This window comes from Halobellus ruber (assembly GCF_014212355.1).
In the GTDB taxonomy this organism is placed as follows: domain Archaea; phylum Halobacteriota; class Halobacteria; order Halobacteriales; family Haloferacaceae; genus Haloquadratum; species Haloquadratum rubrum.
Genome location: NZ_JACKXD010000002.1, coordinates 118,347 through 142,347, shown reverse-complemented (window position 1 = coordinate 142,347; position 24,001 = coordinate 118,347). Strand labels below are relative to the sequence as shown.

Here is a 24,001-nt window from a genome sequence, read left to right as displayed (position 1 = left end):
AGGGTCTCCCGGTTGTGTGACCGTCACCCCAACAGCACGCCCGCGCTCCGCGCCAAGAAGAGGACACCGAACCCAGCGAGTACGACCGCGCTGAGTGCCGCGACGACCGGCGCGAACGCGTCGACCCGGCGGTTGGCCCCGACCAGCGCCGCCGGGAACCCCGTGATCCACACCACGATCCCGCCGAAAAAGCCCGCAACGAGCGCTGGGGTTCCGGTCTCGACGACGAGCACGCCGGCGAGCGACGCGCCGACGTACGGGGTCTGAGCGAGGACGTCGAGGGTCCCCGCACGGAGCAGCCCAACCCCGATCGTGAGCCAAAAGAGGATCTGGTATGGGTTCGTCAGCGCCAGTACGAACGCCTTCCGGAAGCCCGTGCCGGCGGCGACGTCGGCGACTGCGTCGCCGTCAGCACCTGCACCGGCTCCCCCCGTCGCTTCGGCTCCCGCGTCCACGTCGACGGTGCCGCGAAACGACGACTGCAGGTCGGTGACGGCGTCATACGCGAAGTACAGCATCAGGACGCCGCCGACGCCGATCATCGCCGCGCGGAGCAGGGGGAACCGCTCGACGAACGCGACCACGCCGAGCGCCGCGAGAACGAAGAAGATGGCGTCGGCGCTCATCGCGCCGAGCCCGGCTTTGAACCCCGCAAACCACCCCCGGAGGACGCTCTCCTCGGCGATGATGGCGTTCATCGGACCCGGCGGGGCCGCCAGCGCGATACCGAAGACGACGCCGGCGGCGAGGGTCACGAGCGTGGCTGCCATCGGTGGAACGGGAGGATCCGACCGGCAAAAAACGACCGAATCGGATCGGATGCCGGTCCGGGGCGGTTACGCTAACCCGACCACGGCCGCGCTGATCGCGCCGACGATCGTCTCCCAGATCGAGAAGCCAGTCGTGATCGACAGCACGGTGTCGGCACCGAAGAACGCGAAAAGCGCCGCCGACGCGAGGTGGGCCTTCCGCATATTTACGCGGTGGGCGAACGTGTGGAACAGGTACGCGTTCGCGAGGCTGACCGGGATGATCGCGAGCATCTCGCCGGCCCAGATTGCGGAGGTCGCGCCGTACTGTACCGCGAGTCCGATGGTGACGAGTTGTGTCTTATCGCCGAACTCGCCGGTGACCATCAGCGCGAAGATCGGAAGGAATCCGCCGAAGGAACCGGAGTACTGCTCGATCGGGTCCGGGAGTTCAACGTCTGCGACCCCTGCGAACCCGCCGTCGGTTTCGGCCGCCGTCGCCTCGTCGGCCAGGCTGGGGCCGTCGGGTGCCGACCGGTACAGCAGGGCGGCAAACAGCAGAAACAGCCCCGCGGTGATCACGTCGAGCGCGAGCGGGGGAAGCGCGGACTGTAGCGCCCGACCGAACAGGATCTCGACCGCGGTCCATCCCGCGAACGCCGACCCCGCGGCCGCGACGACCACCTTCGGGTCGTATCGGGTTGATAGCCCCGAGATGATGAGCTGGACTTTCTCGCCCGGCAGTACGGCCAATTGGGTCGCAAAGGCGATCACCAGGATCTCGGCGTAGGTGGTCACGCGTCGGTCACCTCCCCGCACCCGCACGCTGTCGGATCGGCCGCCGTCCGGACCCGAATGGAGTCCGCCACGGACTCCGGAAGGCTCTGTTCGGCGTCGCCGTCGACCCGGACCGTCACCATCCCGAACGGGGCGACATCGGCGATTTCAAGCGTCGTTCCGGGAGTAATCCCGGCGTCTTTGAGGTACTCCAGATCCTCACGGTTGCGGTCGTTGACGCGGGCGACCACGACGCAGTCGCCGACCTCGCGGGTCGAGAGCGGGGTCGTCTCGTCGTCGTCAGGCGGCGCCAGGTCCGCCGAAGGGATCGGGTCCCCGTGCGGGTCGACGGCAGGGTCGTCGAGTACCGCCGCAACTCGCCGCTCGAACTCCTCGCTGATGTGGTGTTCTAAGGCGTCGGCCTCGTCGTGGACCTCACTCCAGGAATAGTCGAGGTGCTCCGCGAGGTACGCCTCCAGAAGTCGGTGGTGCCGCACAACCTCGAGGGCGACCCGTTCGCCCTCGGCGGTGAGTTCGACGCCCTTGTACTTCTGGTGGGTCACGAGTCCGCGATCCTCGAGTGTCCCGACCATACTCGTCACCGACGCCGGTGTCTTGTCGAGGGCGTCTGCGATCGCCGAAGTGGAGACGGGCGGGTCCGACCGGGCCTGAATCCGATAGATGGTCTTCAGGTAATCCTCCATCACGTCGCTCAACATACACGGGTTTAGACTGGTCTAAATTAATAATCTACCGATTCAAACAACGGACTCAGATCCCTTTCCCCATCAGGTGGCTCCGGAGGACGTCGGCGGTTTTGGTTCCGGACTCGGTGTTGACGGCGACGACGTGGTCGTCGGCGTCGAAAGTCCCCTCGCCGACGAGGCGCTCGACCGCCGCGAGGGCGACCCCGCCCGCCGCGCCGACCTCCAGTCCCGCCCGCTGTGCGGCGACGACAGCGCTCTCCAAGGCGTCGTCGTCGTCGACGGCGACGAACCCGCCGTCGGTCTCGGCGACCGCCGAGAGCGCCGCTTCCCCGCCGTTGGGGTCGGGGATCTCCAACTCGCCAACGATCGTATCGGGCGACTCCCAGGGGTCGTGGGTGTCGTCGCCGCGCTCGAACGCAGTCGCCAGCGGCGCACATCCCGACGGCTGCGCGGCGTAGACCGGCGGGATCGCGTCGACGAGGCCGATTTCGCGGAGTTCGCGGAAGCCTTTCACAACCCCCGCGGCGACTTCACCCGTTCCGGCGGGGACGACGACTGCGTCGGGGACGGACCACGAGAGCGACTCGGCGACCTCGAAGGCGACGGTCTTGAGCCCGTCGTGGCGGTGGGGATTGGCGAACTCCTGGAGGGTGTACCACTCCGATTTCAGATCCTCGTGGAGCGCCGCCTCCGCGTCGGGGTACCGGCCGCCGGCGACGCGCATCTCCCCGCCGTGGACGTTGACCATCGCCTTGTTCGAGAAGGGCGCGCGGGACGGAACGAACGCGTACGACCGAATGTCCGCCATTCCGGCGTACGACGCGGCCGACTGGCCGGCGTTGCCCGGCGACGCGAGCGCCACCAGGTCGGCGTCGGCCTCGCGGGCGGCGGTCACCGCGGTCGACAGGCCACGGTCGAGGACTGTTCCGGTCGGGTTCCGGCTCTCGTCTTTGATCGAGAGCGTCCCGACTTCGGCTTCCGCCGCGAGCGCGGCCGCGTCGACGAGCGGGGTGCCGCCCTCGCCGGCGGTGACCGGGTCCTCGAACGCGAGCAAGTCGGCGTAGCGCCACATCGATCGGGCCGTCCCGAAGTCGTCGCCGGTCCAGTCGACGGCGTCGTAGTCGTAGTCAGCATCCAGCCGCGCGCCGGCGTCGCTGTCGCCGGTCGCCGTCGCGTCGTAGCGCTCGCCGGTCGCGGTGCAGCCCAGTCCGCGGAACGCCTCCGTGGTTGGCATACCCGGGGTAGCGGCCCGACAGGCATATCCCTACTCACTCGCGGCGACGACGCGCAGTTCATTTGTGCCCACGCGTAGAAGCGCCGATATGACAGACGGATCCGTGGTCGTCGCCGGCGCGGGGTTGGCCGGGCTCGTCGCCGCCCGACGGCTCGCCGACGCGGGAGCGGACGTGACGGTGTACGAGGAGCGACCGGGTGTCGGCGGGCGGGTGCGGACGGAGACCGTCGAGGGGTTCACGCTCGACCGCGGCTTTCAGGTGCTTTTCACCGCGTACCCGGCAGTCCGGGAGGAACTGGACCTCGACGGTCTCGACCTCCGGTATTTCACCCCGGGTGCAGTCATCGCCCGGCCGGGGTCGCGGTCGGTGCTTTCGGACCCGCTCCGGGATCCCCGCGCCCTCCTCGCGTCCATCCGGAACGACGAGGTGACGACCACCGACAAGGCCCGGACGCTACTGCTGCGGCAGCACGTCGGGACTCGGGACGAGGCGGGGATCTTCGAGAGCCACGACCGGTCGATCCGGGCGTACCTCCGCGAGTGGGGGTTCTCGGAGGGGTACATCGAGAACTTCGTGGCGCCGTTCTACGGTGGAATCACGCTGGACCGGTCGCTGTCGACCTCGAAACGCGTCTTCGAGTACACGTTCAAGTCCCTCTCGGAGGGACGGATCGCGGTTCCGGCGGCGGGGATCGGCGCGATCCCGGAGCAACTCGCCGATCGGGCGCGGGCAGCCGGCGCGTCGATCAACTGCAGTGAGCCCGTCGCGTCGATCGCGGACCGGGGCGACGGCGTCACAGTCGAGGCGGGGTCGGGCAGCGTCGACGCCGACGCGGTCGTCGTCGCGACCGACCCGAAGGCGGCGAGGCGGCTCACCGGAGTCGACGCGATCCCGACCGACGCCCGCGGCTGCGTGACGCAGTACTACCGGCTTCCGACGGAGATGGCCCCGACGACGCGCCGGAAGCTCCTGCTCAACGCCGGCGACCCCTCTCCGAACACGGTGGTGCCGATCTCCGAGGTCGCCCCGGAGTACGCGCCCGACGGCGAGGCGCTGCTGAACGCGACGTTCCTGGGCGCGGCCGCACAGGGCCGCGACGCCGACGCCCTGGCGGAGGAGACGCGGTTGACGCTCGAGGCGTGGTATCCGGAGCGTGACTTCTCGGCGCTGGAACTCCTGCGGACGCACCGGATCGAGTTCGCGCAGTTCGACCAGCCTCCGGGCGTCCACGACGACCTGCCGGATCACCGCGCGGCGGGCGGGCGAACGTACTTGGCCGGCGATTACACCGCGTGGTCGGGCATCCAGGGCGCGATGCGGAGCGGTCGGGAGGCCGCGGAGGCGGTGCTCCGGGACCTGTGACCGCCGGTCCGGCGCTCCCGTTCGTGCTGTCGGCTATAGTCCCGTGAAGGGTTTCGACACCACGGGATGTCGAAGATCTTTACGTAGTTATAGCCAACAGTATCAGAGCAACCGCCGGAACTCGGACAGCGACGGGAACCGGAGCGTCGATCCGGCGTCGGCGTCGTAGACGATCGGCCGGGCGTCGCTCAGGCTGTCGACGAGCGGCGACTGGAGGTCGCCGCCACGGGCGTCGTTGACCGTTACGCCGGGCGCGAGCCGGGAGAACGCCGGGAGCATCAGCACGTCGGCGCCGCGGTGTGTCTCGGGAACGACTAGAAAGCAGGGGTGACGCTGTCCCTCGATGGTTATTGTGGGATGATCGTGGCCGATTACGTACCGGTCTGCACGGACGTCCGGGAGCTCGTGCCCGTGGCAGACGACGGTCCGCGGACCGCCGTCGATCGCGTACGTCGAGTCCACGTCGCCGCGGAGGTCGTCGAGCACCGTATCGTGGTTGCCGCGGACGAACTCGGGGCGGGCGTTCGCGCCGCGGCAGGCGTCGACGAGTGCGTCGACAGTGTCCCGCGCTCGTTCCGTGGCACCGTCGAACCGGTGGAGGACGTCGCCGGCGAAGACGACGGTCTCAGGCTCCGTCTCCGCTAAGAGTTCGCCGAGCCGGTCGACCAGGTCGGTCCGCTCGCCGAGCGGGAGCGTGACGTTCGACGCCTCGCCGCGGCCGACGTGGAGGTCGGCGACGACAAGCGTGGCTGCGTCGGGGAGAAACACGCCGCGTCGGTGGAACGTGACCCCGTCCACGGCCGGCGTTGTGGCCGGGGAGGCAAGACGGTAGCGCCTCGCCGGAGGGGTTTTTGTTCTCGCTCCCGACAGCAGGAAACATGACCGGAGCCCTCGAGGACAAACGGACCGCGACGCGGTTTCGGATCCTCGTCGAGATCGCCGACCGACAACCGGCGGTGAGCCAAGGCGAGATCGCCGACGCCGTCGGTGTGACCAGCCAGGCGGTCAGCGAGTACATCCGCGAACTCGTCGCCGACGGCTACGTCGACAAGGAGGCCCGCTCGCGGTACCGGGTGACGAAGGAGGGGGTCGACTGGCTGTTCCAGGAGGCGAAGGGGCTCCGGCGCTTCGCCGAACACGTCACCGAGGACGTCCTTGAGAGCGTCCAGGAGGACGCTGCGATCGCGACCGCGGCGATCGAGGCCGGGGAGACCGTGACACTGTCGCTCCGCGACGGCCTGTTACACGCCACGCCCGACGACACCGGCCCCGCGACCGGCGTGGCGACGACCAGCGCTGACGCCGGCGAGGACGTGAGCGTGACCGGCTTCGAGGGCGTCATCGAGATCGACCCCGGGCGGGTCACCGTAGTGCAGGTGCCGTCGGCGCGCGCGGGCGGCAGTCGGGCCGTTCCGGCCGCGGGGCTCCAGAACGTCTGTGCGGACGCGTCAGTGGTGGTTGCGGCCGGCGTCGAGGCGGTGCTGTCGCTCCGCGATGCCGGCATCGAGCCCGAGACGACGTTCGCCGCGGGGGAGGTGGCGGCCGAGGCGGCGGCCCGGGGCGTCGACGCCGTGGTCGTCGCGACCGCGGACGCCGTGGGCCGCGTGACCGATGCGCTCCGCGACGGGGATGTCCTGTACGAAGTCACGGAGGCAGGGGCCGCCGTCGGGGTGGATTTCGGTGCGGAGACGGGAGGCGACGGATCGAGCACCAGCGACGGGGCGGACGCCGGCGACGGAGCGGCGGACGACGCCTGAGAGAGCGGCGGCAGGCGGACGGGCGACACGCAAACGACGATCACGGCGCGGCGTGTCGCACACCCGCGGACGCGCCGTGGCGACTCGTCAGATCACGGGGCGTTTGGCCCCGGCTTCCGATAAAAAGGTACGTCGGGTCCGGGACGCCGTGTTAAGTTAAGAACGAGGCGGGACGAGGATTCAGTGCCTATGCCGAAAATCGCCCGCCTCACCGAGTCTACCGAGTGGATCGACTTGGATTTTGTGGAGCGAGAGCGGACACCCCGCGAGATCGTTGAAAAGGGTATTCGCCACCATCTCGCTGGATTATCACTTTTGAATACAGTTATTCTCCTTGAGGAATTGGGTGTCCAACGAAGTCGTGTTGCTGTTCACAATTGGGTGCAGAAAGCCGATCTACAGCCAGCTGACGGTGAGAGCCCGGATCGCGTTGCGGTCGATCAGAAGGCGATCCGGATCAACGACGAGCAGTACTGGCTGTACGTTGCCGTCGATCCTGAAACGAACAGAATCCTTCATTCGCGGCTGTTTCTGACGTATACGATTCCGATCGCACGAGAATTTCTTACTGAATTAGCTGAGAAACACGACGTCGAAGACGCGCTGTTTCTCGTCGATGACGCAGACGATCTGATCGGTGGTCTCCGCCGCGAAAACTATAGCTACCGCGTCGAACAATATGGCTATAGAAATTCAGTCGAACGTGTCTTTAGAGAAGTAGAACGACGAACTTCTTCATTTTCAAACTGTTTCAGTCACGTCGATCCACCGACCGCAGAAACGTGGTTGCAAGCCCACGCCGTCTGGTGGAATCATGCTTAAGTTAACACGACGAGAAAATGCGGGAACGGATTCGGCGACGACGAAATAAATCTGATCGCCTGAGACGGAGTCAGTCTCGGAGCTCGGCGACCGCTCGACCAACCTCGCGAACGTGCTCACTCCGCTCGATATCGAGCTCTGTCGACAGATACTCGACAGTCTCTTCCAGATCCATACTCCTTGGTAGACTCTCTTCCTGTATGTAGGTGCTCCTCTACTGGAGGCGTCTCAGATCGCTTGGAGTTCGTCCCGCCGGCTTCGGAGCGTCACGACTGACACCTCTGCTGCCGACGCGACGGTGGATTGGGTAATCAACGCGCCCTGCTCTTGGGCGGCCAGATAGACGCAGGCGGCCGCGACGCCCGATGGCTGACAGCCGTTCGTGAGGGCTGTCCCTTCGGCGTGTTCTGCGAGTTCGTTCGCGCGGCGGCGAATGTCGTGGTCTAACCCCAACTCCGAGATCAGCCGCGGAACGAACGACGTCGGGCGCATTGGTGGTGCCGGGAGCTCTAATTCGCGATTCAGTGTTCGGTAGGCGTTGGTCACACGAGTGGACTCGACTCGGGCGGCGTCGACGACATCCTCGAGGAGAAGCGGGTGTTGGTTACATCGGCCGGTACCGTAGATGCTCGCTGCACCCATGGCTTCGATGGATCTGCCACGAAGCAGATCCTCGTTCTGCGCGCTCCGGAAGAGCTGGCAGGCCTGGTCACGAAGCGTGTCGGAGAGCTCGAGTGCGCTCGTGAGACGTCGCACTTCGCCCAACCCGTGTGCGAGATTCCGTTCCGCTTTCGACCGCCAGCGACCACGGGTCTGCTCACGTCGCATCCGGGCCAGTCGCCGGCGTTTCTGGCCTGAGAGTTCGTTCCCGTGCGCATCTGTCCCCCGCCCGATCTCGGTCGAGAGGCCTCGGTCGTGACGGGCTGCCGTCAGCGGGGCACCGGTCCGCTCCCGCTCGTCTGCATCGTGCGCTCGCCACTCCGGTCCGTGATCGAGGCGTTGCTCTTCGATGACGAGGCCACAGTCCTCGCAGACGGTTTCTTTGACTTTCGTAGTGACGTGTCCGTCGCACTCGGGACACTGGTTCCCGCTCGACTCCGTTTGGACGTCCTCATCGAATCCAGTTTCGTAGATGTCTCTCGTTGCCATCGTTTTCACCGAGTGACTCGGAACTCGCCGTTATGCCAAGTCCCTCACCCATAGAGGGAAGAATAGACATCAGCCTGACACTGCCATACCCACATTGGGGAAATATCGGGTGGATTAAATCACGGCTACGTGTTTCTCTACCTCAATTGTCACTCTGTTTAGAGGATGTCCTCAATTTGTGTGCAGGTACGACGACCAACCAGATCTACACCATTCGTCTTTAGCTAAGACTCACACCTCGGTTGTGTAGCGGTAGCGAGTGTCTCCTGTAAGATCGGTCGTTGTTGGTGGATCTTCTGAGCATCCTCGATCAGCCGCTCCAGCAACGGCGGTGGCGAGTAGCCAAGGTACTCTCCGAGTTCGTGGAGGAGGAGCTGGGCGTGCGACCGGAAGGTCGCCGCCCAGCGTTCCGGCGGAAACACGATCTCGTCGTCGGCCTGCTCGGTGACTAGATCCAACAGCTCACGACTCACCAGCAGTGACAGCAACGCCGCATACAGCAGAATTTTCACCACATCCGGGTCGCTTGTGTTGAACTCGTCCAACTCGTACTGCGTCTTCAGTTCACGAAACAGCGTGTCTACCTCCCACCGACACCGATACAACGTTGCTAAATCCGCCGGGAAAAACTCCTCTCTCGGCAGATTCGTGATGTACAGGTGGTAGTCGTCGGCGTCCTCGTCGCGGATGCCGACGACGCGGAATCGCTTCGTATCCAGCGAGCGCGTTCCCTCGTACTGGCCCCGCTTGAACTCCGCTTCGACCTCTATGTCGATGTACTTCCGCGAGAGATCATCGACCACATCGTGGATCTGCTTGCCCTCCAAGGGAATGGCGCGACCGCGCCATTCCTGCAATTCCTCCGTTATCAGCGGATTCGCGTTCTCTTTCAGCCGACTCACCAAGTAGCCGTCGTTTTCGTCAATCAGTGCAAAGCGGCGGTACTTGAAGTACGCTTGATCGAACAGTACCAACCGGTCTTCCAGCCACGATCCCGTGGAAAACTCGGTGCTGTCGTGTGCTTTTTGGTCAGTGACGCTGAACCGATCAATTGTCTGCTCGGTGACGTTGTGGAGCAGGTGGAGCCGCGCTCCACCCTGCTCCCCTCGGCGTGGTTCGAACTCCTCGGAGAGAAACCGATGTAACCGCAACACCGTACCGTCGGCAATCATTACGTCAGGGAACCGATCAACATCGACGTCCACAGCGTCAGGAACAGCGACCTCGTCGAGCGCGGCATCGACGAGGTCGCGCAGATACTCCGCAAACGTCGGCGTCAACCGCTGATGGAATCCGCCGGGTGAGAGTGTCTCATCGGCAGTAGCGTTGTAGTTGCGACGGAACCCAGCGAGTGTTCGGCTCTCGCCTGCGGCGAAGCCGAACACGAACGACCACACGAGGGCGGGCATCTGCGTTTTCCTGTTGCGTTCGACCACGCCGAGTTCCTCGGCGTGCTCTTCAAGAAACTCGGAAGGAAACAGTGTAGTGAGCCGACGCATAATCTGAGGTGAGGAGGTATCGTTGTGCACAGACGCCGCCTTCTCATTCCTCTCGCAAAGAAGCCTCGATAAGCCGCTGCTGTCACGCGGTTCGTCTCCTAACTAAAGACGGATGCTCCACAAGGTGAGTCATCACATCGTGGAGTGGAGTCAACAGTTCGAGACGCCGTGCATCGTCTTTGAAGACCTCAAAGAGATGCGCGACAGCATCGACTACGGTACGCGGATGAACCGACGCTTGCACCACCTGCCGTTCCGTGCGCTCCAATACTACACGTCGTACAAAGCCGCCTTCGAAGGCGTGCCAACGGCGTGGATTGACCCTGAATACACGAGTCAGCAGTGTCCGATGTGCGGACACACAGAACGGGCGAACCGCAACAAAAAGCGGTTCAAGTGTCGAGACTGTGGGCACCAAGACCACGCCGACCGAGGTGCGAGCATCAGCATCGCCGTCAAAGGCATCGAGAAGCATCAAGACTGGAATGTGCCTGCTCTCAACAGCCTTCCCCAAGTGCGGAAGGTGCGACGACAGGCATCGGGGGCCGTGGACGCCCCGACCGTGACCTCGGATGCCGCGAGAGGGGATCATTCCAATGGTATCCGAGGCGTGTCCGACTAATCCACGGGAAGCCTCGGGGTATGACCCCGAGGCGGTTCACTGCAGTGCACCCTCCCGGAGGCATATTGAGACAGGGGCCAGTACAGGGCGCGTAGACACCACAGTGAACCCGTCAGCCAGCGGTGATCAAACCGTTCGGTAGAGAACTCACAGCGGTCAGACGCCAGTAGTCACCAACTGGAAGGGGAAAACGCCAGAGACATACACTCGTTCCGACGGCCGATTCGACTGATTCTCTATGAAAGGAGTCCCTGGGAATTGCTCTGCGATACTCTGGTCAAAGCAACCGTCTGTAAGCACGTCCACTCAAAACGTTTATTATAAGTCATACGTTTTCGACTCATAGCGGATGCACAGATATCTCCGGAATACACTGATTCGATATGATATCGCTGTGAACGTTGTTCGTAGCGTCCCGGGGACATACCGATAGTCTGGCAAATAGAGAGTTCACTGATGGAACCAGAGGTCACTCGGCGTGATGCGCTCCAGACCTTGACGGTAGCGGGATCAACCGTCGCACTGAGCGGTTGCTCGATGAACTTCGAGTTCACGGATGGCGAAAACGGAAACCGAACGGATACACCAATGCAATCTGATACACAACAAGTCAGCCCCGATAGAGGCGCGCCAGTTCAGAACGGTCGCTTCAAGGTGGAGATCGACGGCATCGAGATATCGGGATTCGCACGCGTGAAAATTCCGGGGAGTACCACAGAGAGTGACGGACAGACGACGTTCGAAGACCTCGTAATGGAGCGTGGTGTCATGCATGGCGACTCCACACTCCGCGACTGGCGGGACGCAGTGCAGGACGGGAACGATCAAAGAGCGCGAAGAAACGTATCCGTCACCCTCCTAACCGAGACAGGTCAACCGGCCATCCAATGGGAGTTCACGAACGCGTGGGTCAAGAAGTTCGGCGCGCCAGAGCTCTCAGTTGCGGGAAATGATGCTTCCGTGCTCACGGAGTCAATTACCGTCAGCTACGACAGGATGTCGCGGGTGGACGTATAGTCTGGATGGACAGAGCGTGCGGAGCCTTCTATGACACGGCCGTGGGGGACGGTACGCTGGCCAATATCTCACTGCCAGCATCCGCGCGAGCAGCGAGGGACCGAAGATCCCTCCGGCCATCCGTCTTTAGCTCAGCGACAAACCGCGTGACAGCAGCGGCTTATCGAGACTTCTTTTCGAGAGGAATGAGGAGGCGATAGCTGTGTCCAACAGAGCCTCCTCATCGAGAATTATGCGTCGGCTCACTACACTGTTTCCCTCTGAGTATCTCGAAGAGCACGCCGAGGAACTCGGCGTGATCGAGCGAGAGGGCAAGCTACAGGTTCCAGTCCTCGTGTGGGCGCTCGTGTTCGGCTTCGCCGCAGGCGAGAGCCGAACACTCACTGGGTTCAGACGCAATTACAACTCCACGGCTGATGAGACGATCTCTCCCGGCGGCTTCTATCACCGGTTGACGCCGACACTCGCGGAGTATCTCCGCGACCTCGTTGAGGCCGGCCTCGACGAGGTCGCTGTTCCCGACGCTGTTGACGCTGATATCGATCGGTTCAGAGATGTGATGATCGCTGATGGAACCGTGGTACGGTTGCACGAGTTCCTCTCAGAGGAGTTCCAAGCCCGCCACGAGGAGCAGGCTGGAGCGAAGCTCCACCTGCTCGATAACGCTACCGACGAGACGATCGAACGGTTCGACGTGACTGACGAGAAAACGCACGACAGCACCCTGTTCAGGACAGGGTCGTGGCTGCACGGACGGCTGGTTTTGCTCGATCTGGCGTACTTCAAGTACCGCCGCTTTGCGCTGATCGACGAGAACGACGGCTACTTTGTGAGTCGGCTGAAGCAGAACGCGAATCCCGTGATAACGGAGGAGTTACGGGCCTGGCGCGGCCGCGCCAGGCCCTTGGAGGGCGAACAGATCCAGGATGTGGTGGGAGATCTGCACCGACAATACATCGACGTGGAGGTCGAAGCAGAGTTCAAGCGAGGCCAGTACGAGGGAACGCGCTCGCTGGATACGAAGCGATTCCGCGTCGTCGGCGTCCGCGACGAGGACGCCGACGACTACCACTTGTACATCACGAATCTGCCGCGAGAGGAGTTTCTCCCGGCGGATCTCGCAACGCTGTATCGGTGTCGGTGGGAGGTAGAAACGCTGTTTCGTGAGCTGAAGACACAATATGAACTAGACGAGTTCGACACGAGCGACCCGGATATCGTGGAAATTCTACTGTATGCGGCGTTGCTGTCACTGCTGGTGAGTCGTGAGCTGTTGGATCTAGTCACCGAGCAGGCCGACGATGAGATCGTGTTTCCGCCGGAACGCTGGGCGGCGACCTTCCGGTCGCACGCCCAGCTCATCCTCCACGAACTCGGCGAGTATCTCGGCTACTCGCCACCGCCGCTGTTGGAGCGGCTGATCGAAGACGCACAGAAGATCCACAAGCAACGACCGATCCTGCAAGAGACGCTCGCTACCGCTACGCAACCGAGGTGCGAGTCTTAGCTAAAGACGAATGGTGGTCTGAGTCGACGAAGCCATATTGGCTCGAAATCTGTCTCAGACTCTGGTGGGGAAGTCAAATTGAAAACAGTCAGTTTACCCCAAGGAAATGCCGTGCCTTGGGGTGCGATCAGATCCTCTCCGTTGAGTAGCGACTGTTGATGATCTATTCCGTAGTGAATCTTACTCAGTTCTTCCCTATTTTCCTCAAGAAACTGGGCTAACAACTCGTCTGATACGTCTCCACTATCACCAAATACTTGCTGTGCTTCTGGCGGCTCAACGTAGAATTGGATGGGTTGCCGATTGAAATCGGTCGGTGCAACCGTGGGAATTTTTTCCGCTACTCCACTGAGCTGCTCAGCGAGATCGTCGATGACATATTGGGTTCTGTTCGCCTCCTCCTCTTCGATCTCTTTGACTTGCTCTTCGCTCAACTCGGCGACTGTTACAGCATCGATAAGATGTCGAGTCTCGAAGCTGACGAATGTCTTCACTGAGTCGAATACACCAAGCGAATCATCAGTGAGTTGTAGGTCTCCTTCGAATCGGTAACGTTCCCATTGCTGACCGCCTAGAACCTGTTCACCAAATTGCTCCTCATTATTGTACAGTGTTTGGAGGCTGCCCAGGAGTAAATCGCTCTCTGACTCGTGGCAAAGGTCATAACGAATCAAAGCAGCAGTATCAATCTCCATTTGTTACTGGTTTTGATTTACTACTCACCTAAACACTGTTCAACCTGAAGGATTCGCAGAACGTGAATTAGCTCTACAATTTTTCGCATCTGCACACCGCTTCATCACTATTCAATGCTGAACTCACGCATATATTCAGTAGCTGACTTCTGTCAGCCCCTAACGAAATTGTGAGGTACTGACCGGGATCTGTATTCGTCAGATCACTCAACTACTGGCTGGACTGGCATCCGCTCTATGCGCCGGTGACACGGAATACAGAGAGTCAGCAGGTTACTCGGGACATCTGCATCGTCGACAGACCGATCTGGATCGTTGTAGAACCGGCGTCGAGGAACCCGGTGGTGAACCGGGAGATCACGACCGAATTTCTCGCGGTGAGCTTCGCGGCCCATACCGCAGCGCAGACAGGACTCGTTGTCACGGGTGATGATCTCCTCACGAATCTCTGGCCAGTTTGAGCCAAACGGCACTGTCCCGGTATTTGACTGACGGTAGTTCTCCAAATAGTCTGGATCGGCCGCCTGTAGGGCTGTTCGCCACGTACCGAATACGCGCTGATACGGCTGGGTCGTGAATTTCCCGTGTTCAAGCATCTCACTCGTTGTCGGCGGGTGGCCCAACTCTTCCGCGAGTTCTCGCAATTCGGTCAACAAATCCTCCCGCGGAATTCGCCATCGGGTATTTGGTTCGAAGCCAGCGGCTCTAAGAGCCTCGTTCCAAGAACCGAATTGCTTCTGATAGACCGATCCGCTCCATTTTCCCTGGTCCCGCATCTCCTCTTTGCGGGGAATGTGTCCCAGCTCTTCGCTGAGTCTCTTGAGCTCAGACAGCAGAGTGTCCTCACTCACGTTTCGTGTATAGTATACCTCTAAGCCAGCCCTCCGAAGAGCCTGATTCCAATTTCCGAAGGCCCGCTTGTACGGACCTGTGGTATGTGGACCATCTTGATCCATCTCGTCTGTTGTGGGTGGGCGGCCAAGTTCCTCAGCGAACTCCTGTAGAGCCGAAATGAGTGCTTCTTCGGAGAGGTTCAATTCAACGTTGGGCTCCAACCCAGCTGCCCGTAGTGCTGAGTTCCACCCGCCGAATCGCTTACAGTATGTTTTCACCGAGTACTTTCCGTGATCTCTGTAGGTTCGCTCTGAAGGTGCCCCTCCTGCGATTTCAGCAACTGATTTGAGATCCGCAAGAAGATCGGCTTCCGGTGTCGCTGGTCTGCCGTTTGGCTCGTTTGTCCCCGTCTCAAGGTCGGCAGTCTTGAGCGCTTCATTCCACGACCCGAAACGGTCCGCGTAGGTCTTTGCGGTATGAGGGCCGGACTCGTTCATCTCATTCTGCGACGGAGGCCGCCCGAGCTCAGAGGCGAATCCCTGGAGACGATTGAGGAGTTCTTCGTCTGAATACAGCTTCTTGCCCATAATTTGCGATGTGCTTGGATCACTCAGTTTGGTCCCGGCTTGGTATTTAAATATCAGTTCTCTGTTTATCAATTGTCACTTGTTGATGCTGACTGAGCCTCTATGTTGGGCTCGCGAGGGGGCTGCTGGTCGCTCCGCACCCATTCAGGGGCCCGAAAAACGGGATACTCTCTCCGTTAACCAACACGAGGTGTTGGCTGACTCCGATTGTTGGTTAAGACTGATCGCTACTCCTCATCCTCACGCAACTCTTCTGCTTTCCACTGGAGGCGACGCAGAATCTGCGTCCGATTCTGGTGGGCGTTCTCGTAGGCAACACACTCACGGAGTGTCTCCATATCGGGGATCGTCGCGATCCCGGCCTTGATCAGTCGGTAGTTCGGTGCTTCGAGGCGCTTCTCGGGTGGGAATTCATCGTTATTGCCGCTGCTGTCCGCGGAATTCTTCATCTCTATCGCCCTCCACCCCTGAAGGGCGAGAAAGACAGAACAGACGACTACGTCACCGTCGCGGCGTCAGGCCATCGCGTCCTGGAACCGCTCACGAAGCGCGTCCTCCCGCTCCTCGAACTGGTCGACCTTGTCCTGTAGATCGTCGCTGACGCGCTCGATGCTCGCGAGCGCCCGCTCGCCGGCGAGCGACGCCTGCGACCCGTCGTCGCCGTTCGCCTCCAGCTCCTCCTCGTAGGCTCGCTCGACCCGCTCGATGGTACCCTCGGGGTTGAACAGGATGTCGTTGGCCGTGCGAACGTAGCCGTCCAACGACGCGCCTTCCTTGCCCTGGAAGAAGTGGGTCAGCGCGTACGTCGCGCCGGAGTGGAGCGTCCACATATCGATCTCGACGGGCGATGCCCATTGGCTTCTGCATCGCCGGCGGCACGCTCGGCCAGGTAGTCCGGGAAGCCGAGCAGGCTGTAAAACTTCGTGACGGTGAACGGGAGCTCGGAGAAATCGAGGTCGATATCTTGGGCGTCACGGATGAACTCGAAGAGGTCGTCAGCCACGAGTTCGACCTGCGCGAGAATCTCTTCCCACCAGGTCCGGAAGTCCCGAACGTCCCCGACGTGCTTGATAACCTCCTTGTCGGTGAGCGAGCGCATCGAATTCGAGCAGTACCCGTCCTGAGCGAATCCTTCCACGTAGACCGCGTGCTCACCGAAGAAGTCGTAGCCCGACGTGACGCCCATCGTGATCGGGTCCGACCGGCCAGGCAGGCGCACTTCGAGGCCGTCGAACATGATGTCCATGTGGACCTCGCCGCCGCCCCGGTAGCGCCGGATTTCGCCGAACAGCACGTCACCGAGCGGCGTCCCGTCGATGGTCTCCTCGCGGAGGACCTCCTCTAGCGGCCCGTAGAAGTCGACTGGGTTGATGATCGCGTAGCTGTCAGTCGGGATGTGAAATAGCGACATTGCTTCGGTATCACCGTCTGGTTCTGTTTGTAACCGCGACGGCTCGACGAGTGCGTTGAACCGCTCGGTTTCGACCCACTCCTCAGTATGGGGGTTGCGATACGCGACTGTTGTCTCGATCGCCTGTGGAAGCTCTCGAATCGCCCGACTGAAACTGACTGGATCGGGGGTAGCGTGTTGCTCCGCGTGCCACTCAGGTAGTTCAGTCTCGGTTCGCCCATCGAGGCCTGCGAAGACCGTAGCTTCCTCTGGGTCTTTCATAGCATCCTCCGAAGGCGCGAACGTTCTGATCTGCGCCTCCACCCATTGAGGCGCAAAAAACGACGCTACGACTGTCGACACTCGTGGGCTTGGATACGTTCTGGAAGCCCGACTTTTCCACAGAGCGGACACTCGACGAGTGGTGTTGGCGGGAGCCTCCGGTACTCCGCAAGTGCTCCTCGAAGATGGGCTTTCGTTTCCGGTGACTCGGCGGTTGCGAGGACACTGGTGAGGTGCCAGTGAAGTCGTTCTCTCTTCGTGAGGTCGTCTGCGTTTGGTGTCGGGATGGACTCGTCTGTTTCTCGCATGCAGACCACTGGGGCCTTACCCCTCACCCCCTCGTGGGGGGTGACCAACACACTCTCCCCCGGCTATCTCTTGCGACTGTGTGCTGTCGACAATCGTATCTAGTCGCTGTGGGGCGACGGCCTCCCAGATGAGATGGTGTTTTGAACAGACCGTCACGAGATTCGCGATTCGATTTGCTTGCTCGTGGTCAAACCGCCCGTCGGGATCGATGAAGAACTTCCGCGGAACCAGATGGTGGACCGAGATATCCTTTCCCACCTGCTCTTGATGATCTACTTGGGTCATCCCACACCAAGGTGTTTGACACTCGTAGTCATCGCGTTTCAACGCTTTTCGTCGCTGTTCTGGCCAGTTCGGGCCGTAGGGGATCGCCGAGCACTCTTGATAGGACTGCGGCTGTGAGAAGCCAGCTTCGCTGAGCGCCTCTTCCCATCCACCAAACCGTTCGAGATATGTACACTTGTGAAACTTCCTGATTCGATTCATCTCGCCGCTCGACGGCGGGCGACCGAACTGGTCTGCGAGGCGGTTAATCTCATCCAACAGGTCCTGATCGGTGAGTCGGTATTTTCGATTCGGGGCGAAGCCAGCCTCACGAAGCGCCTCGTTCCAACTCCCGAACCTCTTCTGACAGACCCGTTGGGAATACTCCCCGTGCTCGCTCATTTCCTTTGCTGTCGGCGGTTTTCCTAATTTGTCTGCGACACGCTGGAGGTCGTCGAGAATTACGTCCGCGTCCGTTAGGATCTGGTCGCGGCGATGGACGGCCGTTACGTGCCCGCCCAGTTCGTTGGAGGTCGCAAATGACTCGCCACAGTAGTCACAGATATGCTCTGTCACGGCTCCGTCACCTCCCTCCGCGGTTCCCCCGTAATGGGTTATAAACTCTCGACCTACTGAGCGACTGCGAGAGGTCAGGAACCGGCTTAAAGAAGCTTACGGCGACATCCCTTCCGTGCTGCTGTCGGTACCACTCGGGGAGTTCGGCGTCGGTACGTCCATCGACGCCAGCGAAGGTGGTTCTGGCCTCTGTGCTGTTACTCTCATACGGAATATTGTACCGGATTACCGGTCATCGCCGGGGGCGGGGTCGTCGATGACCGGTAATTGACGACAATAATCCGTATCAGACACCTCGACGCAGGAACGTTCATCGACAAACGCCTGTCTCGCTTCTCCGCTGAACAGTAATGGAAAAGTGGCCTGAACACGTCGAATGTCGGTGTCCCGCTAGTATGACTCTCCCCGTCACCGACGATACCCTCCGGACGTTCCTCGGCGCAGTGGGCGTGTTCGCAGCTCTTGTGGTATTTACCGAACACACCGCTCGATCACTAGCACCCGTTCTAATCCTCTCTGCAGGAATGCTGACGTACAGCGCGATGGACGAGGCGTACGACCTCCCGGACGGAGCAAACTGGCTGGTCTACGGTCTGGGACTGGTGGCTGTGGGCGTGTTCCTGACGCTCAGTTACACGGCGTGGATCGGAGGCGTGGTCCTGCTCGTCGGTCTCTGGTTTGTTCTCGACGGCGCGATCACGATCCGGTACGGGTCCGCCCGGACGCCCCACGAGTTCGTCTCGGGAGCAGAATCCGAGGCGATGCTCCGGATGCAGATTTTGCACACGGTGCACCAGGCGCTTCGCGAAAGCGACCAGCCGCATACCCCTACGGAGCTCGCGGAAATCTGTGACCTGACCGAGTCGCGAGTCAGGTCCGCCCTCGAGTACTTAGAACAGCGAGGGCAAGTCAGCAGGACTGAGGGGGAGTACAGAGCGGTCCCGCAGACCTGGGGTCGGCTGACACCTGTCGTGCGGTTCGGCACTTGGTTACCACACCGTATACTCCGGCCCGTTCGTCAGGTGCGCAACCACCGATAGTTACGAGTCGTGTGCGAGCGGAGTGTGAGGCTGAGCATCCGGATACCGGCGATAGGGCAGCCCCCGGATCCTCAACTGAAACTGATTTCGAAATCGTTCGTCTGCGGATCCAAACTTCCGAACCACGCCCGAATCGCTCCGATTGGAATCAAATAGAGCAATAAAACGGGCCAGGCATCCAGATTGACATCCGTTGTGAACGCGATACTCGCAAGTACGAGAGTGACGGGAACGATCACATACATAAATATCAGGTACAACTCAATAACCGGTGCAAACGCGAACTCCATCGCGTCTGCCGGTGACTTCTCCTGATACGATCGGTTGGAAATGAAATATCGCCAGATCCGCGTCAGTTGAAACAGAACGATGCCGGCAATCGCGAGCCCCAGCGAGAGGGGAGGGTCCGAGTCCAAACCGGCTCTGGACGCGACCGGTGTCAGTACTGCTCCGATGAACGCACCGCTGCCGATAGCCCTGCCCGCGATGAATTTGATGTTCCGCCAGTACACCGGTGGGAGCAGACCAATCGGCTGGAGTGAACTGGGCTCCGTGTTCCACGGATCGCCATCGAGCTCCGCGACCGGCTGCGGCGTGAATAGTGCAACGGAGAAGAACAGGAGGGTGATAATCGCTACTTCGATGAGGTAGATGAGTGCGATTTCAACGAGGCTCCACCGAAATATAACCACTCCGATGATGAGTCCAAGGTTCAGGACGATTCCTGAAACGAAGTCACGGGACTCTCCGAGTGCCTCAGGAACCCGTTCAACAACCCATTTCGGGCCGTGCCTCCTCATATGTTCATCTGCTCGTTCGGTCGTTGTTATTCCGTTTTGTTGTTATCAAACACGTTCAATCGATGGTGGCTTTCGATGTCGTGAAGAGACTGCACTCGCTAATTTAAATACCCTAACGTCTCCCAAGTTTCCGTTCGAGAATCTGACAAATGTGGTCAGTCAGCAGAAGTCCCCGATCCCGGCGAACGCCCTCTGGGTTGCCCGGGAATTCCTGGGAGAGTTCCATCCCGAGTTAACGTCCGTGATCCAGCGTACAATGTAACGAGTAGAGCACAAGTAATGTATATCATTGTGTCTCCTGATACCGTAGTGAATATCGTAGGCACGGTTCCGGTGGACGTACTGATCGGAGGGATATTGTGAGCCGCGTGCGTGATCATCACGACTGGCAGCGCTGCGTCGGTGGTATTGTACAGCCAGCCGTAGACGATCGATATTGCCGTTATATTCAGCGTATATTCCCAGAAGGCTGCAAAGTCGCCGAAACCAGCGACCATCATTGGGATGTGCCACACTGCCCACGTAACGCCGATACCGATACTCACCCACACCGCGTCAAATCGTTGTTGAAGATGGGGTTGTAAGAAGCCGCGCCAGCCTAACTCCTCCAATGCGCCGGCCAGAAAGAGGGTGACAACGAACGGAATCACGTACGTCATCGGCGGATATGCCGGAACAACAATGTCGCTACCGAGAACCACCGCGATGATATTCTCAAATTCGGTTCCAAGCAGCATAACCCCGATACCGATGAGGTACCACCGGGGCCCAACCCGTACGTTTCGGAGTTGTCCGACCCAGTCCCGAACGCTCTCATCCAACACCCAGACGGTCACTCCTGCACTGATCATCGGACCCCACGCGTACACTACTATCTTCAGAACGCGAGGAATTCCTTCCAGTATGGTAAAAATACCTGTAGCGACAAGGGCGGAGTACGTGACTAGCACGGCTAGAAAGGTTCCGGCCGGCCGGTGGGGTGCGCTCCGCTTGAGTGCGGCGACGCGGGTCAGTGTTTCCTGCGACATCCTGTTGGTATGTACGGTGTATGCTGATCAAAAGGTAATTCAGACTCAAATACAGATTGTACATACTCACAGCAGAACTCGCACGTCGGCCCACGAGTTCACGCGTAGGAGAAGGCAGAACGCCTCCGGCGACTACTTCCGAACGACTTGCTATCTATGTCTTTTTGACGATTTAGTTCGATGGCCGCCGTATGACCGACGATGACGACCTCAGAGCGGAGGTTCGAGAGCTTCGGTCGGAGGTCGATGCCCTCCAACATCGTCTCGGCCGCCTCGAATCGACACTGGACAGCGACACGCTGCCCGAAGAGCAGCGCCCACGGGAACGTGACTCCGACCGAACGCACGCTCGGGAGCAACAGGGTAGTGATCCCGCGCCGTCGCCACCCCCGTCCCAGGGGACACGTAGTAGCGATCACGCCCCCGCAGACGCGAGTTCCGACACGGGCGATGCACGGGAGACGGACGACGACCGCCGGAACTGGGAGCGGGACATCGGAACCAAGTGGCTGGGTCGTGTCGGTAGCGTCGCGCTCGTCCTCGGGATCGTCTTCTTCATTCGGGTGGCGATCGAAGCCGGCATTCTCGGGCCGCTCGGCCGCGTCGTCGCGGGTACCGTCGCTGGAACCGCATTACTCGTCGGGGGACGGTACGCCGCACGCCGCCGAGGATACTGGCGGTGGGGACGGATCACCGCCGGCACCGGGCTCGCGATCGCCTTTTTCAGCGTCTACGCGGCCTACGGGTTTCAGTCGTACCGGACTGCGATCGGGACCCCGCTGTGGGCCGTTCTGGTAGTACTGACCACCCTCATCGGAACCACCGTCGTCGTGTCCGTGTTTGACGGGGATCCGCTGGTGGCCGACGAGGCGTTCCTACTGGGCTATGCGACGGCGTACCTCGGACTCGACGCCGGGAGCTTCGTCGTGACACCCGCGTACGCACTCCTGCTCACCCTCGGGCTGGTCGTCATCGCGACGATCCGCCCGTGGAGTCGGCACGTGACCGCCAGCGTCCCCCTGACGTACGGGCTCGTCATCGCGTGGGTGGCTGACTTCGACCCCGGGTGGGGGGTCGTGGCCGGCGTCACCGTCGCCGTCTTCGCCAGCTACGTCGCAGGGAGCGTCGTACTCAGACGAAGCAGCCGGACTGACGCGTGGCACCGCCGTCTGCTACAGGCGCTGACGCCGCTCAACGCCGGGATCGCCGCGGCGCTGTTGGAGTGGACCGCTCGAGAATGGGTTCCAGGGCTGCCGGTTGAGGGTGTCGCCGTCGCGGTGATTGCGCTCGCACTCGGCGGGGTCTACGCGGCGACCAAGCACCAGTCCGCCTCTCGGGACGATGTTGCGGGAACGACGGCCGTTGTGTTCCTGGGTGTGAGCGCGGTGCTGGCGCTCGAGACGTTAACTGCCACTGTCGGATTACTCGCGATCACTTGTGGTGCGGTCGCAGTCACACGGTATGGTGTCGGTGACGCACCTCGGTGGGGCGCACACCTCGTCGCAGTCGGGACCGTGGGCAAACTTCTCGCCATCGACGCGAGAGCGTTGTCCGGACTCACCCTCGCGGACCCGCTTGCAACTGTGACCGGGCGACCGACCGCGTTCCTCCTCGCGATCGGGGCGTTCTACGGGCTCGCGTGGTGGCACCGAGGCGACACGTTCGCGCTTCCGCGCCGGGACGACAGCATCCGACTGGCGGTTCCGTATCTCCTGACAGCGACTGCGCTTACCGTCGTTGGGCTCGGACTCGAACTGTCCGGCTTCGGCCTGTCGGTCGCGTGGGCAACGTTCGGCGCAGTGCTCTTCGGGGCTGGACTCCGGACGGAGACGCGTGTGTTCCGACTCCAGGGTGTTGCCGTGTTCGGTGTGACGACGGCGAAGGTGTTCCTGTTCGACACCCAGGGGCTCGATACGATCGCCCGGACGATCTCGTTTCTCGTCCTCGGGAGTCTCCTCCTGGCGGCGTCGTACGCGTACGCCCGCTGGCAGGGGGATCGTCCGCTCGATCGGTTCATCGAGGGCTGAGCACGCAGGGCAGTCGCGTCAACGCCCTCGAACCGGTTAGACGACCGGAAGAAGCGTCGAGAACGGAACGGTCCAGAACATGGCGTGACTGACCGCGGTCACGACCAGGTTCTCGGTTCGCTCGTAGACGAACGCCCAGACGCAGCCGAAGGCGGTGATCGAGAGTATCGTATAGACGAGGGGACCGGACGCGAACAGGTATGTCAGCGTGTGCATCGATCCGAACGCGACGCCGCTCGCGAGAACCACTCCCGCGGTCCCGAGGTGGGGACGAAGCCGCCCCTGGACGATGCCTCGATACAGGATCTCCTCGATGGGCGCCGCAAAGAGGTATAGTGCGGGGATCGCGACCGCCCACAACATCGGCCGTTGCAACAGCAGTTCAGCGGTTCCGACGCTGCTATGGCTGTGTGTTGGAACGGCGATTCCGAACACAGGCAGAACCGTCGTGAGACCGACCGATAGCGCTGCACTGATAGCCGGAAGCGCGAGGATCCACGCGATGTCCTCGACGGTCGGCTGGTGGAACTTCAGGTACCGGGATCGTTCGTCGGCAACGAACAGGTATCCTGCGGCGACCACGGCAAACCCGAGTTGGACGCCGACATCAGCCACTATGTAGATGTCCGTGTCTGTGATACCCAGTATGCCACCGACCGCTCCGAAGAGTACGACGCCTGCGAACGAAACCACGCCACCTCCGATCGCCAACACGAACGCCGTAGCTGCTGCTCTCGCCGCTGCTGTATCCGGGATCACGGGTCCGTGCTCGGAGAGCACGCTCATTCGGAGTCACCACCTTTGTCTCCGAGACGAGGGGCTACACAACGCCGGGGACACTCATCTGACTGGTTACGCTGCTGAGGGCTCGCACGACTCGCGGGAAGCGAGGACGCGCTGCGGGGATTGTTCCAAGCCATTCACCCCATCCGTCGGCTGCCGATGTCTTGAACGGGTGTGACGTTT

21 protein-coding genes and 2 pseudogenes are annotated in these 24,001 nt (G+C 61.4%); 8 read left to right on the top strand and 15 right to left on the bottom strand.

Going from position 1 to position 24,001, the window contains the following annotated elements:
• Nucleotides 1–23: 23 nt before the first annotated feature.
• The 4 genes from H5V44_RS05740 to H5V44_RS05725 all read right to left on the bottom strand — a co-directional run bounded on the left by H5V44_RS05740 (nucleotide 24) and on the right by H5V44_RS05725 (nucleotide 3,467).
• Nucleotides 24–770 (bottom strand): LysE family translocator, encoded by a 747-nt coding sequence (locus tag H5V44_RS05740; protein WP_185192163.1) that lies wholly within the window; start codon nucleotides 768–770, stop codon nucleotides 24–26.
• A 66-nt stretch (nucleotides 771–836) separates the two neighbouring features.
• Nucleotides 837–1,547: a TMEM165/GDT1 family protein gene (locus H5V44_RS05735; protein WP_185192162.1), complete on the bottom strand. Its 711-nt coding sequence runs from the start codon at nucleotides 1,545–1,547 to the stop codon at nucleotides 837–839.
• The gene (locus tag H5V44_RS05730) at nucleotides 1,544–2,245 is read right to left on the bottom strand and encodes a metal-dependent transcriptional regulator (protein WP_185192161.1); all 702 of its coding nucleotides are present in this window, start codon (nucleotides 2,243–2,245) and stop codon (nucleotides 1,544–1,546) included. Before H5V44_RS05730 ends, H5V44_RS05735 begins: the two co-directional genes overlap by 4 nt.
• 52 nt (nucleotides 2,246–2,297) lie before the next feature.
• The gene (locus tag H5V44_RS05725; protein WP_185192160.1) at nucleotides 2,298–3,467 is read right to left on the bottom strand and encodes a threonine synthase; all 1,170 of its coding nucleotides are present in this window, start codon (nucleotides 3,465–3,467) and stop codon (nucleotides 2,298–2,300) included.
• Between the two features lie 88 nt (nucleotides 3,468–3,555).
• Between H5V44_RS05725 and H5V44_RS05720 the strand changes: the two genes are divergently transcribed.
• The gene (locus tag H5V44_RS05720) at nucleotides 3,556–4,830 is read left to right on the top strand and encodes an NAD(P)/FAD-dependent oxidoreductase (protein ID WP_185192159.1); all 1,275 of its coding nucleotides are present in this window, start codon (nucleotides 3,556–3,558) and stop codon (nucleotides 4,828–4,830) included.
• Between the two features lie 102 nt (nucleotides 4,831–4,932).
• Here H5V44_RS05720 and H5V44_RS05715 read toward each other — a convergent pair whose 3' ends face one another.
• Entirely contained in the window at nucleotides 4,933–5,628 is a 696-nt protein-coding gene (locus tag H5V44_RS05715) for a metallophosphoesterase (RefSeq protein WP_185192158.1), read from the bottom strand.
• Between the two features lie 80 nt (nucleotides 5,629–5,708).
• On the opposite strand from H5V44_RS05715, the gene H5V44_RS05710 reads away from it, so the two are divergent.
• Together H5V44_RS05710 and H5V44_RS05705 are read left to right on the top strand one after the other, a co-directional pair.
• Nucleotides 5,709–6,587, top strand: a complete 879-nt coding sequence (locus tag H5V44_RS05710; protein ID WP_185192157.1) for a DUF7839 domain-containing protein — start codon at nucleotides 5,709–5,711, stop codon at nucleotides 6,585–6,587.
• 189 nt (nucleotides 6,588–6,776) lie between these two features.
• Nucleotides 6,777–7,409, top strand: a complete 633-nt coding sequence (locus tag H5V44_RS05705) for an IS6 family transposase (RefSeq protein WP_185192156.1) — start codon at nucleotides 6,777–6,779, stop codon at nucleotides 7,407–7,409.
• 228 nt (nucleotides 7,410–7,637) lie between these two features.
• Here the strand turns inward: H5V44_RS05705 and H5V44_RS05700 are convergent, their stop codons facing one another.
• Nucleotides 7,638–8,558: a transcription initiation factor IIB gene (locus H5V44_RS05700; RefSeq protein ID WP_185192155.1), complete on the bottom strand. Its 921-nt coding sequence runs from the start codon at nucleotides 8,556–8,558 to the stop codon at nucleotides 7,638–7,640.
• Nucleotides 8,559–8,782: 224 nt separating this feature from the next.
• Nucleotides 8,783–10,057, bottom strand: a complete 1,275-nt coding sequence (locus H5V44_RS05695; protein ID WP_185192675.1) for an IS4 family transposase — start codon at nucleotides 10,055–10,057, stop codon at nucleotides 8,783–8,785.
• A 106-nt stretch (nucleotides 10,058–10,163) separates the two neighbouring features.
• Here H5V44_RS05695 and H5V44_RS05690 point away from each other — a divergent pair.
• The 3 genes and pseudogenes from H5V44_RS05690 to H5V44_RS05680 all read left to right on the top strand — a co-directional run.
• Nucleotides 10,164–10,679: pseudogene (locus H5V44_RS05690) on the top strand (RNA-guided endonuclease TnpB family protein); the annotation flags it as partial.
• A gap of 456 nt (nucleotides 10,680–11,135) precedes the next feature.
• Nucleotides 11,136–11,696 carry a phage tail protein gene (locus tag H5V44_RS05685; RefSeq protein ID WP_185192154.1) on the top strand — a complete coding sequence of 187 codons (561 nt, stop codon included), beginning with the start codon at nucleotides 11,136–11,138 and terminating at the stop codon, nucleotides 11,694–11,696.
• 232 nt (nucleotides 11,697–11,928) lie between these two features.
• Nucleotides 11,929–13,203 (top strand): IS4 family transposase, encoded by a 1,275-nt coding sequence (locus H5V44_RS05680; protein ID WP_185192674.1) that lies wholly within the window; start codon nucleotides 11,929–11,931, stop codon nucleotides 13,201–13,203.
• Here H5V44_RS05680 and H5V44_RS05675 read toward each other — a convergent pair.
• From H5V44_RS05675 to H5V44_RS05655, 5 genes and pseudogenes are all read right to left on the bottom strand, one after another.
• A complete protein-coding gene (locus H5V44_RS05675; protein ID WP_185192153.1) occupies nucleotides 13,200–13,898 on the bottom strand; it encodes a hypothetical protein in 699 nt (232 codons plus the stop codon). The two genes, H5V44_RS05680 and H5V44_RS05675, sit on opposite strands and share 4 nt — an antisense overlap.
• A gap of 203 nt (nucleotides 13,899–14,101) precedes the next feature.
• Nucleotides 14,102–15,319 (bottom strand): homing endonuclease associated repeat-containing protein, encoded by a 1,218-nt coding sequence (locus tag H5V44_RS05670; RefSeq protein ID WP_185192152.1) that lies wholly within the window; start codon nucleotides 15,317–15,319, stop codon nucleotides 14,102–14,104.
• Between the two features lie 227 nt (nucleotides 15,320–15,546).
• Nucleotides 15,547–15,768, bottom strand: a complete 222-nt coding sequence (locus H5V44_RS05665) for a hypothetical protein (protein ID WP_004595552.1) — start codon at nucleotides 15,766–15,768, stop codon at nucleotides 15,547–15,549.
• Between the two features lie 66 nt (nucleotides 15,769–15,834).
• Nucleotides 15,835–16,991, bottom strand: a pseudogene (locus H5V44_RS05660) (hypothetical protein).
• Nucleotides 16,992–17,315: 324 nt separating this feature from the next.
• A complete protein-coding gene (locus H5V44_RS05655) occupies nucleotides 17,316–18,140 on the bottom strand; it encodes a homing endonuclease associated repeat-containing protein (protein ID WP_185192151.1) in 825 nt (274 codons plus the stop codon).
• 395 nt (nucleotides 18,141–18,535) lie between these two features.
• Here H5V44_RS05655 and H5V44_RS05650 point away from each other — a divergent pair, with 395 nt between their 5' ends.
• Nucleotides 18,536–19,180 carry a helix-turn-helix domain-containing protein gene (locus H5V44_RS05650; protein ID WP_185192150.1) on the top strand — a complete coding sequence of 215 codons (645 nt, stop codon included), beginning with the start codon at nucleotides 18,536–18,538 and terminating at the stop codon, nucleotides 19,178–19,180.
• A gap of 71 nt (nucleotides 19,181–19,251) precedes the next feature.
• Here H5V44_RS05650 and H5V44_RS05645 read toward each other — a convergent pair whose 3' ends face one another.
• Complete coding sequence (locus tag H5V44_RS05645) at nucleotides 19,252–19,980, bottom strand: DUF6498-containing protein (RefSeq protein WP_185192149.1); 729 nt, start codon at nucleotides 19,978–19,980, stop codon at nucleotides 19,252–19,254.
• Nucleotides 19,981–20,135: 155 nt separating this feature from the next.
• Nucleotides 20,136–21,008 carry a CPBP family intramembrane glutamic endopeptidase gene (locus H5V44_RS05640; RefSeq protein ID WP_185192148.1) on the bottom strand — a complete coding sequence of 291 codons (873 nt, stop codon included), beginning with the start codon at nucleotides 21,006–21,008 and terminating at the stop codon, nucleotides 20,136–20,138.
• A 191-nt stretch (nucleotides 21,009–21,199) separates the two neighbouring features.
• On the opposite strand from H5V44_RS05640, the gene H5V44_RS05635 reads away from it, so the two are divergent.
• Nucleotides 21,200–23,035 (top strand): DUF2339 domain-containing protein, encoded by a 1,836-nt coding sequence (locus tag H5V44_RS05635; RefSeq protein WP_185192147.1) that lies wholly within the window; start codon nucleotides 21,200–21,202, stop codon nucleotides 23,033–23,035.
• Nucleotides 23,036–23,071: 36 nt separating this feature from the next.
• Here the strand turns inward: H5V44_RS05635 and H5V44_RS05630 are convergent, their stop codons facing one another.
• Nucleotides 23,072–23,821: a CPBP family intramembrane glutamic endopeptidase gene (locus H5V44_RS05630; protein WP_185192146.1), complete on the bottom strand. Its 750-nt coding sequence runs from the start codon at nucleotides 23,819–23,821 to the stop codon at nucleotides 23,072–23,074.
• Between the last annotated feature and the right edge of the window lie 180 nt (nucleotides 23,822–24,001).

Coding starts and splice junctions, on each gene's coding strand:
- H5V44_RS05730 (WP_185192161.1), bottom strand. CDS start 2,245: ATGTTGAGCGACGTGATGGAGGATTACCTGAAGACCATCTATCGGATT.
- H5V44_RS05710 (WP_185192157.1), top strand. CDS start 5,709: ATGACCGGAGCCCTCGAGGACAAACGGACCGCGACGCGGTTTCGGATC.
- H5V44_RS05700 (WP_185192155.1), bottom strand. CDS start 8,558: ATGGCAACGAGAGACATCTACGAAACTGGATTCGATGAGGACGTCCAA.
- H5V44_RS05635 (WP_185192147.1), top strand. CDS start 21,200: ATGACCGACGATGACGACCTCAGAGCGGAGGTTCGAGAGCTTCGGTCG.
- H5V44_RS05685 (WP_185192154.1), top strand. CDS start 11,136: ATGGAACCAGAGGTCACTCGGCGTGATGCGCTCCAGACCTTGACGGTA.
- H5V44_RS05630 (WP_185192146.1), bottom strand. CDS start 23,821: ATGAGCGTGCTCTCCGAGCACGGACCCGTGATCCCGGATACAGCAGCG.
- H5V44_RS05705 (WP_185192156.1), top strand. CDS start 6,777: ATGCCGAAAATCGCCCGCCTCACCGAGTCTACCGAGTGGATCGACTTG.
- H5V44_RS05680 (WP_185192674.1), top strand. CDS start 11,929: ATGCGTCGGCTCACTACACTGTTTCCCTCTGAGTATCTCGAAGAGCAC.
- H5V44_RS05725 (WP_185192160.1), bottom strand. CDS start 3,467: ATGCCAACCACGGAGGCGTTCCGCGGACTGGGCTGCACCGCGACCGGC.
- H5V44_RS05670 (WP_185192152.1), bottom strand. CDS start 15,319: ATGGGCAAGAAGCTGTATTCAGACGAAGAACTCCTCAATCGTCTCCAG.
- H5V44_RS05740 (WP_185192163.1), bottom strand. CDS start 770: ATGGCAGCCACGCTCGTGACCCTCGCCGCCGGCGTCGTCTTCGGTATC.
- H5V44_RS05645 (WP_185192149.1), bottom strand. CDS start 19,980: ATGAGGAGGCACGGCCCGAAATGGGTTGTTGAACGGGTTCCTGAGGCA.
- H5V44_RS05640 (WP_185192148.1), bottom strand. CDS start 21,008: ATGTCGCAGGAAACACTGACCCGCGTCGCCGCACTCAAGCGGAGCGCA.
- H5V44_RS05650 (WP_185192150.1), top strand. CDS start 18,536: ATGACTCTCCCCGTCACCGACGATACCCTCCGGACGTTCCTCGGCGCA.
- H5V44_RS05720 (WP_185192159.1), top strand. CDS start 3,556: ATGACAGACGGATCCGTGGTCGTCGCCGGCGCGGGGTTGGCCGGGCTC.
- H5V44_RS05675 (WP_185192153.1), bottom strand. CDS start 13,898: ATGGAGATTGATACTGCTGCTTTGATTCGTTATGACCTTTGCCACGAG.
- H5V44_RS05695 (WP_185192675.1), bottom strand. CDS start 10,057: ATGCGTCGGCTCACTACACTGTTTCCTTCCGAGTTTCTTGAAGAGCAC.
- H5V44_RS05665 (WP_004595552.1), bottom strand. CDS start 15,768: ATGAAGAATTCCGCGGACAGCAGCGGCAATAACGATGAATTCCCACCC.